Source organism: Enterococcus sp. DIV1767 (assembly GCF_050542585.1).
In the GTDB taxonomy this organism is placed as follows: Bacteria; Bacillota; Bacilli; order Lactobacillales; family Enterococcaceae; genus Enterococcus_D; species Enterococcus_D innesii.
In genome coordinates this window covers 3,233,226-3,247,233 of sequence record NZ_CP172936.1, presented here as the reverse complement: position 1 = coordinate 3,247,233, position 14,008 = coordinate 3,233,226, and the positions used below count along the sequence as shown (strand labels likewise).

Genomic DNA, 14,008 nt, shown 5'->3' with positions numbered 1-14,008 from the left:
AATGAAATGTAAATTAGGGAATTTTTTTATACCACAATTAGAGGTGAACGAGTGTAAACTGACTTAAGAAGCCTGCTTGCCAGTCTTTATCCGATCTCAAATGGACTTGACCGTAATCAACTAGCCAACCATGAAAATTTTGTGCTTGTTCATTGGTAAATGTATCCGGTAATTCGATCATATTTTGAAGAGTGAGGTAAGTAAGCGGCTCATTTAGGCCTAAGCGACTAAAAATTCGTTGTGCGTATTTATCAGCGATAAACACGACCTTATTAAACACAAAAACCATTAGTACATCTGCCGTTTCATAGCCAACACCATAGATAGCTAGCAACTCTTTTCGTAACTCAGCCTGTTCTTTTTTCTGTATAATACCGATATCATAGTTGTAGCGCTGAAACCAAGAAAAGATTTCTTTTATCGCGCGGGATTTATTTTTGTAGAAACCACTGGGCCGAATCAGATCCTGAAGAAGGAACTGATCAATTTCTGCCAATCTTTTCGGAGAAAATCCAATCTCTCTTCTGATGTTTGCTAAGGAATAGGCCGCATTTTTCCAATTGGTATTTTGAACCAAAATTGATCCGACAACGATTTCCCATGGATTTTCTGTATCCCACCACGTTGAATGTTCCATTGATGTGCTTAATGCTTCATATAATTCTTCAATATTTTCAATCTTTTTCACGTTAAAAACCTCATTTTTACTAGCAGTCGCGATCAATTGCAAGTTAAACATTCTTCTTCAAGTAATCCCGCGTTTTTGTGATTAAAATCTTCGCCCCAGCGATACAATAATTCAATGATCTCTTTTAAAGAGTAGCCATAATCGGTCATTCCATACACAACCTGTAATGGTTTTTCCTGAACGACCTTACGATAGATCAATCCATCCTTTTCTAAATCTTTCAACTGCAAAGAGACCATTCTTCTAGTGATGCCGGGAATCAGCTTTTGTAGTTCGTTATAGCGAAGCGACCCATCAAACATCAAATGATATAAGATAACGCTTTTCCAACGACCTGAAATCATTTGTAAAGTCGATTCGACCGCGCAGCCATTTTCGCAATTGTATATTTTTCTTGTCATCTTCCGTTGTCTCCTTTTCCGTATGTCTGAGAGTATCATAAGGATTTACTTACTATTTGTAAAACAATTCATCTCCTAATCGTAAGAAGGCAATAAGAAATAGACGTATAAAAAAATTCCCTAATGTACAATTCTTTCTTTTGAATCTATAGTACACGAGTAAGCAAATTTATTACCTTTACAGCTATCTCAAGTAATCCTAATAAACAACTTGCAAAAAACATTTAGGAGAGATTTATTATGAATAAGAACGGTGCAGACTTGATTATAGATACATTGATTAAAAATGGCGTGGAATATGTCTTTCAATTGCCAGGCGGCAAGTTGGGTCCGCTATTAATGGCTTTGAAGAAACGTGAAGAGATTAAAGTTGTTACGGTAAGACATGAACAAAATGCGGGTTTCATGGCACAAGGAATTGGGCGCATGACTGGTAAACCTGGTGTAGTGATGACTACGTCAGGACCGGGGGCTTTGAATTTGGTCACACCTTTAGCTACGGCGACTTCTGATGGTGACCCGGTATTGGCTATTGCCGGACAAGTTCCACAAGCGAAGTTAGTAACACCGTATCCTCAAAATCCTAATATTTCTGGCGTAATGAATGATTCAACGATTACTAAATATGCCAAGGAAATTCAGCATACCGATGCTCTTGCAGATGAAGTAGCGAATGCGTATGTCTCAAGTATCAATGGCAATCCCGGGGCCGTTTTTATGGATATTCCAGGTAATATTCTGTTAGCAGAGACCACTAAATCTGGTTTGGCTTTTTCGACCTTAGTGAATCAATTGGACAATACGATCAGTGACGAAACTGCCATTCTTAGTGCAGTTGAAAAAATCAAAGCGGCCAAACGCCCAGTTATTATCGTTGGTGCTCGGGCAGCCGACGATAATGCGGCGGCTGCCATTCAAGCGTTCGTTAAAAAAACGGGAATTCCGGTCGTGGAGACGTTCGAAGCTACAGGTCTATTGACGGACGAGTTTTCTCAAAACTATGTGGGTCGAGTGGGGCTGTTTAATAACCTGCCTGGGGATGAACTAGTTTTTAACAGTGATTTAGTGATTACATTGGGATTAAATTTGGTTGAATACTGGGCTTCTGTTTGGAATAGCGATAACAAGCGCATTATTGATATTGATACTGTAGTGGATCATTTAGATGAAACTTATCTCCCTGACACCATACTCTTAGGCAATATCGCAAAAAATCTAAAAAATATTACCAATAGCATAACGGATCAAGCCATTACGGATGAGTGGAAAATGGTTGTCCATGACTTGCAAGAAAAATTGACAGCGAAGAAAAAAGTACCCAGCCAAACAACTGAGGATGCACTACATCCATTGGAAATTGTTGATTCTTTGCAAAAAATAATTGATGCTCATCCAAATACGACCGTTGTTATGGATGGAGGAAGTCATGAAGTGTGGTTGGGTTCGTACCTAAAGGTGTATCGGCCAAAACATTTCTTAATGTCTGATGGGGAACAAACCTTAGGCGTCGGTCTTCCTTGGGCGATTTCAGCAGCATTGTTGCGTCCTGAGGAAAAGATTTTGTCTTCAGGTGGGGATGGCAGCTTTATGTTTTCCTCACAAGAATTAGCTACAGTAGTCCATTACAATTTGAATATTGTGCAAGTAATCTGGGTGGATAAAGAATACAACATGGTTGAATTCCAACAAGAACTAGACTATAACGGACAAAAAGAAGGGGTCGATATCGATTATATTGGGTATAAAGAAATGGCTGAAAGCTACGGTATTAAAGCAGTCCGTGTACGTTCCAAAGAAGCTTTAGACGCTGCGTTGAAGGAAGCATACGCTACGAGTGAACCAAGAGTGATTGAAATGATCGAAGACAATCATGAGAATCTTCATTTACGAGACAAAGAACCGTTTAAAAAGTACTGAATCTTTTTACTACGGACCACAAAACATGTCCTAGAAAAGAATGGCAATCCACCTTTGCTAAGCTAAAGAAAAGAAAATTTTTTTGCAATAAAAACAGTGCCTGACTAAAAATATGAAGTGGAATTTTTAGAGAAGCTAGGACAGAATCTTTCATAAAATGCCGTTGGTAAGGACGATGATTCGTTTACTGCTAGCGGTATTTTTGTTAGCATCCCCTCTGATTTTTTCGGAGAAAAGGTCTGCCATTTCGGCACTGTCTTAAAAAAGCACATCGATACTCTAAATACGGTGGATAGCGGTGATTTGGATACGTGTTTCTAGTCTTCATAGAGGCAGATTTCAAGTAAGTCGAATGAAGGAAATTAAACACTTCCTATGTTGTTTGATGGAAGGATTATTAGTGAGGAGACTCCTTTATCCAGCTAAGGAATGACTTCTATAGGATGATTTCCTTGTTAATTGTTGCAAGTATAATGTGTAAAAATATTTTAAGATTCTTTTTTTGATGAATGGTGTGTATAATAAGATCATAAAGCAATAAAGTGTATGCTGAAAAGAGGTCTCTTATGAAAAAATTTGCATTCGGCGTTTTTTGTTTCAGTCTTTTTATCACGGTCGTTGGCTTTTTTTTACAAACGATTTTGATCCCTATTCAAGATTTTGACACAATCAGTCAAGAAGAACTTAAGGATATCCAACTTGACCTTGCTATTAATTATCCGTTAGGAATTGGTATGCTCTATGTCGGACTTCCTTTGTTAGTATGCTCGAGTGGTTATTTGGTTTATTGTTATTTTAGAGATAGGAAGAACTGAAAGAAGAGTAAAACTATCTGGAGTATACAGCTTTCGTTCAATAGGAGGGATAAGTTGAAAAGAGGGTTATTTTTATTGTTTTATGTCATATGGAAGGGGCTAGCAATACGTGGCATTCCTTCTTCTTATGCAAGATATTTGATGAGTTATAATTATATTGGAATAAAATTACTATTCATTTTATTCGGTACTATACTCTTTCGTAATTATTTAGTAGAGAGTTATCAAAAGCTAAATAAAATTGCGCTAATAAAAATCGGTCTCATCGTACCTACGAGTATTATCCTCACTATCGGTTTAATTAATGTTCTTTTATTTCGTGATCTCAATGCGTTGATTTTTGTTTATCCCTCAGATCAAAGAACCCTTCCCTTTGTATTTGATGCCCTTTTGCTAGCACCTGTTTTTGAGGAAATACTTTATCGCTACACACTGATTTATGTTGGAGAAAAACGATGGCTGAGAATCATCACTGCTGTCGGAAGCCTCTTGCTTTTTACTCAGAGTCATATTGTAAATGCGAACGGGAATCTTTTTGCTCTTTTTCCCTACTTTGTCATAGGGTTTTATTTGACGATCACCTATTTACGTAGGGGAAATATTTTGGAATCCATTTTTGCACATAGCTTCTATAATTTCGTTGTGATGGCAGCAGCTATCTTGATTTAAAGATTTCTTTTATTGTTTCCCCTTAAGAGTAGAAGAATTGGGGGCAATTTATCTATAGGTACGTATAGAATCTCTAAAACATATTTGGTGAAAGGAAATTTGAGAGGCCAGATAAGCGTCTTAGGCTTGTTGCTTTGCACAGTTCTACGAATGTACGTCCTTCGTCACTTTGTAGGTCATCATTTAGGACCCACGATTAAGTATGAAAGCCAGTTATTTGATCCGTGCAGATTCACTAGCCGGAGTTTCAAAAACAGTTTCATTTTTACAAAGAAAAGTGACGACCTACCATTCAGTAAGAAACACTATAAGTCCGCCTCCTTTTGCAAGGGGAGCGGACTTATAGTGTTTTCCTTATTAGCTTTCAGTATCTAACATCCGATTCATAAACCATTCCACTTGTTGGGGAGCATCGTGGTCAAAGAATGCGGACTCTTTTTTATCTAAAGCGGCTATTTTTTCAATGTCTTCCTGGGAAAGCTCAAAGTCAAAAATAGCAATGTTTTCAGCCATCCGTTCTGGACGAACTGTTTTTGCTAAAGCGACAATCCCTCTTTGCATCAACCAGCGAAGAACAACTTGGCCAACCGTTTTGCCATATTGCTTGCCAATTTCTGCTAATGTCGGATTGGTAAATAGGTCATGGCGTCCTTCTGCAAAAGGTGCCCAAGCTTCAACTTGGACGTCATATTTATCATGCCATTCCTGATCTTCCACTCGTTGATTCCAAGGGTTCACTTCGATTTGATTGATTTGAGGTTTCACCTCATTCAAGCCGACAAACTCGATCATCTTAGCTGATTTGAAATTTGAAACGCCAATTGCACGTAATTTCCCTGTTTTTTGAGCAGCAACCATGGAGCGCCAAGCACCATAAATATCTCCATATGGTTGGTGAATAAGGTAAAGATCGAGGTAAGTTAATCCCATTGTTTCAAGCGAAAGTTCAATCGTTTCTTTCGCTTTATCTTCGGAAGTTTGGAGAATAAATAATTTAGAAGTAACAAAAAGTTCTTCTCGAGTGACTAGACCTTCAGTGATGGCGCGCTTGATTCCCTCGCCTGTTTCTGCTTCATTTCCATAAATAGAAGCGGTGTCGATCAGTCGATACCCAGCTTTGATTGCTTGGTAAACAGCTTCTGCTGTTTCTTCCAAAGGAATTTGATAAACCCCAAATCCTAGTTGCGGCATGGTGACACCATTATTGAGTGTGATTGTTTGCATAATGTTTCCTCCTCTAATTTTCATTGCATGTTCTATCCTAAACCTTGGAGTTAAGTCCATAGCAAGTAAAAGATGTTACTTTTTTCGTTCCCATAATTTTTCCACTTTATCAGGGGTCATATTTCCTGCTTTGAATTTTGCGATATGCTCATCATACGTTTCTATCTTATAAATAAGCAGGTCTCGCACTTCCTGCATTTCTGCTAACTTTTTCTCTAATTCTTCGAGTTGATCGGCTAAAATCTGTTTCTGAGCTTTTTCGACATTTTGACTTTCACGCACTTGTGCCAATTGAGCAAATTCAATTAGCGATTCGATGGACAGTCCTGCATTTCGTAAATGTTTTGCTAAATAGATCCAGTTTAGATCATTTGTTGTGTACACCCGATAGCCACTCTCATTGCGTTGGACAGGTGGAATCACACCGACTCGTTCATAATAGCGCAATGTGTCTACGCTCAAATCAAACATTTCCGCTGCTTTTTTTATATTCATCGTTGGTTCTCCTTATCTTTTTCTATAAGTAATCATAAACCCTAAAGTGGACTCTAGGGCAAGTGGTTTAAAATCGTTTGTTTAAAAGAATATATTTTGTTCGTTATGGCGACTATTCGGGAAGAAAAAGCTACAAGTATTTTTATTTCAACAGAATGATTTGAGAAATTATCAATATTGAAAGCTCCTTTTTTAGTGTGTTTCAAAGCAAGTCATACTCTCTTAGAATTGATTGTTTCGTTATCTATTTGAGCGAGGCATTTTTTATCCATAGATTTTAAATAAATCCATCTCATGGTATGATGATGATGAAAATTCTTAACTTGGATCAAGGAAATAATCGGTTCTTGTTATGAAAAACGAAAAAAAGCTGATGAGAGTGTGACTATCCATGAATATAAAAGAAGTAAATAATATGAATCAAAAGTTAGAGCAACAATTAATTGAAGTTTGGGAGAGTTCTGTTAAGGCGACGCACACCTTTTTGTCAGAGTCTGAAATCCAAGCCATTAAGCAATACATTCCAGAGGCATTGCATCATGTGCCGCATTTGATTGTCGTAGAAAGTGAGCATGGAGAGCCAGCTGGTTTCATGGGGATCTCGGATCGAAATCTTGAAATGCTGTTTATAGCAAATGAACAAAGAGACAAGGGCCTAGGAAAGAAACTCTTGGCATACGGGATGGAAAACTATGCTGTAAATGAACTGGGAGTAAATGAACAGAATCCTCAGGCGAAAGGATTTTATGAGCATATGGGATTTGAGGTATACAGAAGAAGCGAGTTAGACGAACAAGGAAACCCTTATCCAATTCTGTATATGAAGAAAGTTGATAACAAATAGCTGTTAAAAAAATTATTTGCGTTTGCGGGAAATATGTAAGAAGGGGTCGAGACATATATAGCTAGTCACGACCCCTTCTTTGATTGCTATTATTCTTATTAATAAGTAAAGTAAGGATCAAATGATTTTCTCTTAACTAGCTTTCTCTTCTTTTTTTATCTCTTCTTTTTTCTGATTTGAAAATGGTGTATCAGTCTCTTCAGGTAAGATGATTGGTGGATGATGGGAATGCTGATTACTTCCACACATGGTGATGATTTGTTCTTTTGAAGCTTCAGAGATTACTTTCATTGTATACCTCTCCTTTCTTTTATATTTCCAGATGACATAAGGTAGGCCTATATCATCTAAATTCATGATCTATTTAACTGAATTAGCTCATCAAATGAACCTAGAAATTCCTGATTTGTTGAGTGAGTAACGACAATGACTATTTTATCTGTAAGTGAGCAGATTAAGTCACTGATAATCATCTCGTTTATACTGTCTAGACCAGATGTTGGTTCGTCAAAAAGAATAACATCGGAATCTTTAAAGATTGCCCGAGCAATCTCAAGCCGTCTAAGCTCGCCGCCAGAAAGAAAGTTTATCCATGTATTATCTTGCGTATCGGTTAAATCATTGTTATCAAAACGATCATCTAATCCACTTCGTTTTAAAACATCAACGATTTTTTCAAGTTCGTATTCACTAAAAATAGAAACGTTGTAAGCAATACTCGTCTGGAAGATAGCAGTTTTTTGTTGGACAAGTGCGACTTTCTCATAAAGGGAGTCTCTAGATAGCTGATTCATCTCTTGCTGGTCAACCAATACTTGACGATCGTCGATAGGGTAAATTCCCGCTAAAATATTCAATAGTGTCGACTTCCCACTACCGCTTGCGCCAGTGATAGCATATTTTTTTCCACGCTCAAATGTTTGAGTAAAACCATTAAAAATCAAGCGATTTCCATGATGGAAATGCAGATTTTCAATCGATAAAGTAGTTATTGGTTCTGCAAGTTCAAGTGAGCGATTGGGCTCATCATCATCGGTGCCATCAATGAAAGCTATAAGATCGTCCGCGACCTTCTTGCTCGCTAAAATATCTGTAACTGAAGTACTGAAATACTCTAACGGACCGGCAATCGTACTCATTAGTGTAGTCATCGCAATAAGATCGGGAATGGTGATTATTTTGGCAGCAACAAAGAAGCCACCAACGATCCATGTCCCTGAATAAGCAAGATCCCCAAGTCCAAAAGAAATTGCATAAGTCAGTCCTTGTAAGGTTTCAAAAGTGATACTTTCCTTTTTTAATCGTTCACTACTGTTAGTAAAAATTTTCGTATATGTTGGAAAACCTTTGCCGACACGTAAGGTCATGTATCCTGAGAGAAGTTGGTCAAATAAACTAAGAGTACGATCTTGCTCCAGAACAACGGACTTGCGACGATCACTAAGGATTCGCTTAGCGAAATAAGGGGCTAGCAAAGGACTAAAAGCTAAGAGCAGCATAATCAATGAAAAAGAAGTGTTTAATTTTAGTGTGAATAAAAGAGAGAATAGAAAGGTAAAAATGCTTAAAATCAGTCCAAATCCGGGCTTTAAAAATTCTAATTCAACGACTTTCATTTCATTTGCCAACTTTGAGAGATACTCGTTTTTCTCATTTTTAAGAAATAGTACCGGATTCATTCGAACGATTTTCTGCGAGAGACTCTCTCTCAGTTGATTCATTATTGATTGAACTAAGACGGATTTACTTCTTCTTGGAATAAAATCGCTCATCGTGTTCAATAAGATGTAAAAGAAGGCGAATATACCAATAAATAAAAGTCTTTTTACATCTCCTGACATAGCAACCTCAGTGATTTGTCTATACACCAAAGCAACCCCAACTTGAATGAGCGCTGCAATTGCGCATAAAATCACATGCAAAAAGAAAAGTGGTTGGTTTCTTTTTAATATTTTTTTCATTCTCTCCCTCCTATGTAAAAACTATATCACAAATTAAAAAAATGTATAATTAATAATTTGTGGATGGTACGGCTACTAAAAATGAGAGAAAGATACAATTTTAAAGGTATTTAAGCTCTTTTTTGCAATGTATTGACGCATGTAATAGTCACTATTGAACCTTATAAAACAAAAAGCAAAATTTAGATTTTGAGGGAAACGAATGAAGGAGCATGAGAATATTTAGTTGAAATGGATTTATATAGGTAATTTGATAGATCATTAATAGAGTTCAATGATATTCAAAGAGAGACTTAGCTGCTGTACTAAAAATTATAAGGAGTCAAACAAGGTGTAAACCCAAAGCAGCCCCCCGAAAAACAGTTTCGGAGGCTGCTTTGGGTTTGGGGGCTTAGCTAGCTAAGTAATGATCGATCACTAAAAAATGATCAAAACAGAATAGGCAATTTTTTCTTTTCAATCAAAAAATTTTGATCATTTTATCAAGCAGAGGATGGCACAAGTAAGTGGAAAGTAGGTAGTGGCTATTTTTTGTGTTCAGGATGGGGAAGTAGATTTGTCTAGGATACACGTGAGGATAAACGTTTTGAGGATCATTTGTTTTTGACTTACCTATGTGCCATCACTGCGGAAACCCTGTGGATGAAGGCGTCATGTACGACACCAGATACTCGGATGAGAGCTAAAGACGTTTGATTGCCTGTGCCTGACATGCTTTTTCTAACCGCAAAGTCGTAGGGGCTAAAGAGCTACAGCGCTGAGAAAGATGACTGCCCCGTGCGGTTTTGGGTGTTTTTTGAACCCTACAAGCTGCTATTGCTCCTCGCCTATTCGTCGCAAGCTTGGAAGGTCTTCTCAGAAAATGCCCGTCAGCTGTAAGCAAGCTGTCTTTTGCATCAGGAAGCATCAGCGTTCCGACGAATCTTTGTGACCTAGTAGGCGCCCACTCATTTTGGGCAACTTCTATCCGAGAAAACATTGCGTTAGAAGTATGTCTGTCCGTCCTTTCCAGATAAAAGTCAGCTGAAAGAGGGCTGATACTTAACAAAACGGCAGTTAGGACGACCACAAGCGCTCTCAAAAAAACTCAGTCCTTTCTTTTCAATGGTCATTGTTCTTATCTGCACTTCATGATAGCACCGAAACGCGAATTATTTTTCGCGTTTTTTTGTTTTTAAAATAAAAAATTAGGTATTCGCTTTTTTGGGTTAAATGGTATACCTGAGATGGAATAAAAATAATAAAAGAAAGGACAGGATTTACAATGAAGAAAACATCATTAGTTGCAGGTTTCGTTTTAGGTGTAGGCGTTTTGTTTACTCTAGGTGCATGCTCAACAGTGGAAGAATCAGGGGAAGTGGTCTCTGGGTCTGGAACGGAAACGTTGATCAGCGATTCGTCAGATGAAGTAGTTGTGGGAAGTGAAAAATTGAGTGATGACGGGTATTTTGAAGAAATCGTAACTAAGGGAATCGATCCGAAAATCAAAGACGTCGTTTGGTATGAAACGAATTATGAAAATGCTGGTTGGGATCACATTCGCTTTTTAGTGAATCATGTAAAAATCGTGAATGTAGAAGAATTCAAAGACAAAGACAAAGAATACAAAACATTGCTCTCACTGAAATATCAATTGTTTAATGAAGATTCGAAAGACAAAAAAATCAAACCTGACAAAGCCTATTTGGTGTTGAATGATGGCAAAAAAGTAGAAGCGGAAGTGTTTGTGGACTACTTAGATGATGAGATTTTGACCCATGACAAACACAAAGATGGCTTTATTCATTTTAAAGTGGCGCAAGAACAAAGTTTGCCAGCGATCAAAGCGGTCGAAATCGAATTTAAAGCAGATGGAGATTTGACACATACGTACCATATTGATCTATCTTCCGCTGCTGAAAAATAGTATCTAACGATAGGAGGTAAAAAAAATGGATACTAGCAAGAAAAAACTATCATTGTTGAGTTTTTTTGCAATAACTGCTTCAATGGTGATGACGGTATATGAGTATCCAACCTTTGCGACATCGAAGATGAATTTAGTTTTTTATTTACTCGTCGGCGGTTTCCTCTGGTTTATCCCTGTAGCCCTTTGCTCTGCGGAGATGGCTACTGTAAAGGGATGGGAAAAAGGGGGACTCTATACCTGGGTCTCAAAAACATTAGGGAGAAAATGGGGCTTTGCTGCCATTTTCTTCCAATGGTTCCAAATCACGGTAGGCTTTATTACGATGATTTACTTTATTGTCGGGGCGCTTTCCTATGCCCTAAATTGGCCGGCTCTTAATACGAATGTTTGGCTGAAGCTGATTGCCACTTTAGTGATCTTTTGGCTGATTACGATCTCACAATTTGGCGGAACAAAAAATACTGCGAAGATTGCCAAAGTAGGGTTCTTTGTGGGGATCGTCGCAACAGGGATCATTCTTTTTATCTTAGGAATTGTCTACATTGCTCAAGGGAATCCCGTCAAAGTTTCTTTTGGATCAGGCGCTTGGATTCCTGATTTCACGAAAATCAATACGCTGGTCGTTTTTGTTTCCTTTATTTTGGCCTATGCAGGGGTTGAATCTTCTGCCAGTCACGTAAAAGATATGGACAATCCTGGAAAGCATTACCCGAAAGCTATTTTGATTTTAGTTGTAGCAACGATTCTTTTGGATACGTTAGGTGGGGCAACGGTGGCTGCCACGATTCCCCAAAATCAATTGTCTCTTGATACTGGCGTGATTCAAGCCTATTCTTATTTGATCCATCATTTTGGCGGCGGAGAATGGCTGGTTCGTTTGATTGCCGTGGTCATCTGTTTAGGTGTCATTGCAGAAATTGCTGCTTGGGTAGTCGGCCCATCGACGGCGATGCTTGAAGCAGCTGAAAATGGCTTGCTGCCAAAACAAATGGCCAAAGTCAATCAACACAATGTCCCAATCAATATCGTTTTGGTACAAGGCATCATTGTTTCCATTTGGGCGGTTGTCTTGACATTAGGCGGTGGAGGCGCCAATCTATCCTTCTTCGTTGCGATGGCTTTGACGGTCTGCATCTATCTGGTGGCTTATGTCCTCTTGTTTCTTTCCTATATTAAATTAGTCAAAGAAAAAGACGACTTAACAAGAACGTATCATATTCCTGGTGGGAAAAATGTGAAAATTGGTGTTGCGATGGTTGGTTTGCTTGTTTCTATTTTTTCTTTCTTTATTTCCTTCTTTCCACCGAGCGATATCGGCTCCGGAAAGGGCGGAACCTATTTAGCCATCTTGATCATCAGTTGGCTGATTATTGTCGTGATACCGTTTGTCATCTATAAATATGTAGGTGAAAAAGCAAGCGATAAAAAATAAAAAGCACAACCTATGAGGAGGAGAGCTGCATGTTATTTAGTAAAAAAAATCGAAAAGAAGCCCAATATTTGGAGCCTATCTATGGGAATGAGGCAATGGATCAAGCGATCCCTATGTACAAATTACCAAAAGAGTCCTTGGTACCGCGGGATGCCTATGAATTAGTCAAGGATCAATTGATCGATGAAGGGGTCTCAAGACAAAATTTGGCGACGTTTTGTCAAACCTACATGGAACCAGAAGCAGTCAAAATCATGAGTGAAACCCTTGATAAAAACGCCATCGATAAAACCGAGTACCCACGGACAGCAGAAATTGAGAACCGCTGTGTCAACATGATCGCTGATTTATGGCATGCCCCAGAAGCATCAGATTTTATCGGTACATCAACGGTAGGCTCAAGTGAAGCGTGTATGCTAGGTGGATTGGCCTTAAAATTTGCTTGGCGCAATCGGGCAAAAAAACTTGGCTTAGATATCAATAAACAAAAACCAAACTTAGTGATTTCTTCTGCCTATCAAGTCGTTTGGGAAAAATTCTGTGTCTACTGGGACATTGAAATGCGGACGATCCCTATCGATGAAGAACATGGCAGCATCAATGTCGAAAAGGTCACGGACTATTTAGATGAATATACGATCGGAGTCGTCGGTATTTTAGGGATCACTTACACTGGACGATACGATGATATCAAAGCACTAGATAAGAAATTAGAGGAATACAACAAACACACCGACTACAAAGTCTACATCCACGTGGATGCGGCTAGTGGTGGATTGTACACACCATTTATGGAACCAGAACTTGAATGGGATTTCCGTTTGAAAAACGTTCGTTCCATCAGTACGTCTGGACACAAATATGGGTTAGTCTATCCTGGTATCGGTTGGGTGCTTTGGAAAGAAAAAGATTTCTTACCAGAAGAGCTGGTCTTTAAAGTAAGTTATCTTGGCGGTGAAATGCCAACGATGGCCATCAACTTTTCAAGAAGTGCCAGCCAAATCATCGGCCAATATTACACCTTTATCCGCAATGGGTTTGAAGGCTACCGCTTGATCCACAAAAAGACCAGTGATGTTGCCCAATATTTAGCAAAAGAGATTGAAAACATGGGTTACTTCGATATTTATAATGATGGTTCACGGTTGCCGATCGTCTGCTACAAATTAAAAGAAGATGCCGATATTTCTTGGAATCTGTATGATTTGACGGATGAATTTGCGATGAAAGGCTGGCAAGTCCCTACCTATCCATTACCTGATAATCTATCACATATCAATATCCAACGCTTTGTCTGTCGGGCAGATTTAAGTATGCAAATGGCAATGGATCTGGTGCAAGACATGAAAGAAGGAATCGAGCGCTTGAACAAGCGACCAAGCCGTCATGTTTCATCCGATCAAACCTATGGCTTTTCACATTAAGAAACGGTATCGCTAGAAACCCTTTCATTGCTTTTTTCAATGAATAAAAAGTCCCTTTATGAAACGTTTTTTGCAAGACTGAATGAACATTGGTTTATAGAAAAATCAAAGGCGGTTGCATCGACTGCCTTTGATTTTTTTGTTTGTAAGAACGGGTAAGCACTTGATAGTGTCGTTTTTTAAGAGAAAGTAAAAAAACAGTGCTTGATAATTTCATTTATTGACATTT

Annotated in this window: 13 protein-coding genes; 7 read left to right on the top strand and 6 right to left on the bottom strand. The window is 38.4% G+C overall.

The window, feature by feature from the left end; translation table 11 throughout:
- Positions 1-37: 37 nt before the first annotated feature.
- Together IGI78_RS15395 and IGI78_RS15390 are read right to left on the bottom strand one after the other, a co-directional pair.
- The gene (locus tag IGI78_RS15395) at positions 38-739 is read right to left on the bottom strand and encodes an endonuclease III domain-containing protein (protein ID WP_077454087.1); all 702 of its coding nucleotides are present in this window, start codon (positions 737-739) and stop codon (positions 38-40) included.
- Positions 721-1,089: a winged helix-turn-helix transcriptional regulator gene (locus IGI78_RS15390; protein WP_077454088.1), complete on the bottom strand. Its 369-nt coding sequence runs from the start codon at positions 1,087-1,089 to the stop codon at positions 721-723. Before IGI78_RS15390 ends, IGI78_RS15395 begins: the two co-directional genes overlap by 19 nt.
- A 240-nt stretch (positions 1,090-1,329) precedes the next feature.
- On the opposite strand from IGI78_RS15390, the gene alsS reads away from it, so the two are divergent.
- The 3 genes from alsS (at position 1,330) to IGI78_RS15375 (ending at position 4,490) form a co-directional block, all read left to right on the top strand.
- Positions 1,330-3,006, top strand: coding sequence for an acetolactate synthase AlsS (alsS, locus tag IGI78_RS15385; RefSeq protein ID WP_077454089.1), 1,677 nt, complete (start codon positions 1,330-1,332; stop codon positions 3,004-3,006).
- A gap of 566 nt (positions 3,007-3,572) precedes the next feature.
- Positions 3,573-3,821: a hypothetical protein gene (locus IGI78_RS15380; RefSeq protein WP_077454090.1), complete on the top strand. Its 249-nt coding sequence runs from the start codon at positions 3,573-3,575 to the stop codon at positions 3,819-3,821.
- A 54-nt stretch (positions 3,822-3,875) separates the two neighbouring features.
- A complete protein-coding gene (locus tag IGI78_RS15375; protein ID WP_077454091.1) occupies positions 3,876-4,490 on the top strand; it encodes a CPBP family intramembrane glutamic endopeptidase in 615 nt (204 codons plus the stop codon).
- Between the two features lie 357 nt (positions 4,491-4,847).
- On the opposite strand, the gene IGI78_RS15370 is transcribed toward IGI78_RS15375, so the two are convergent.
- Positions 4,848-5,714, bottom strand: coding sequence for an aldo/keto reductase (locus IGI78_RS15370; protein WP_195266285.1), 867 nt, complete (start codon positions 5,712-5,714; stop codon positions 4,848-4,850).
- Positions 5,715-5,789: 75 nt separating this feature from the next.
- Positions 5,790-6,209, bottom strand: coding sequence for a MerR family transcriptional regulator (locus IGI78_RS15365; protein WP_016608514.1), 420 nt, complete (start codon positions 6,207-6,209; stop codon positions 5,790-5,792).
- A gap of 391 nt (positions 6,210-6,600) precedes the next feature.
- Here IGI78_RS15365 and IGI78_RS15360 point away from each other — a divergent pair, with 391 nt between their 5' ends.
- A complete protein-coding gene (locus IGI78_RS15360) occupies positions 6,601-7,053 on the top strand; it encodes a GNAT family N-acetyltransferase (RefSeq protein ID WP_077454093.1) in 453 nt (150 codons plus the stop codon).
- Positions 7,054-7,185: 132 nt separating this feature from the next.
- On the opposite strand, the gene IGI78_RS15355 is transcribed toward IGI78_RS15360, so the two are convergent.
- Together IGI78_RS15355 and IGI78_RS15350 are read right to left on the bottom strand one after the other, a co-directional pair.
- Entirely contained in the window at positions 7,186-7,410 is a 225-nt protein-coding gene (locus IGI78_RS15355) for a hypothetical protein (RefSeq protein ID WP_005230548.1), read from the bottom strand.
- Positions 7,407-9,014 carry an ATP-binding cassette domain-containing protein gene (locus IGI78_RS15350; RefSeq protein ID WP_077454095.1) on the bottom strand — a complete coding sequence of 536 codons (1,608 nt, stop codon included), beginning with the start codon at positions 9,012-9,014 and terminating at the stop codon, positions 7,407-7,409. Before IGI78_RS15350 ends, IGI78_RS15355 begins: the two co-directional genes overlap by 4 nt.
- Positions 9,015-10,278: 1,264 nt before the next feature.
- On the opposite strand from IGI78_RS15350, the gene IGI78_RS15345 reads away from it, so the two are divergent.
- From IGI78_RS15345 to IGI78_RS15335, 3 genes are read left to right on the top strand one after another with little or no spacing between them, the layout of a single operon-like run.
- Positions 10,279-10,920: a hypothetical protein gene (locus IGI78_RS15345; protein ID WP_005230557.1), complete on the top strand. Its 642-nt coding sequence runs from the start codon at positions 10,279-10,281 to the stop codon at positions 10,918-10,920.
- A 25-nt stretch (positions 10,921-10,945) separates the two neighbouring features.
- Positions 10,946-12,355, top strand: a complete 1,410-nt coding sequence (locus tag IGI78_RS15340; protein WP_077454097.1) for an amino acid permease — start codon at positions 10,946-10,948, stop codon at positions 12,353-12,355.
- A gap of 29 nt (positions 12,356-12,384) precedes the next feature.
- The gene (locus tag IGI78_RS15335) at positions 12,385-13,779 is read left to right on the top strand and encodes a glutamate decarboxylase (RefSeq protein ID WP_005233215.1); all 1,395 of its coding nucleotides are present in this window, start codon (positions 12,385-12,387) and stop codon (positions 13,777-13,779) included.
- The last annotated feature ends 229 nt before the right edge of the window (positions 13,780-14,008 follow it).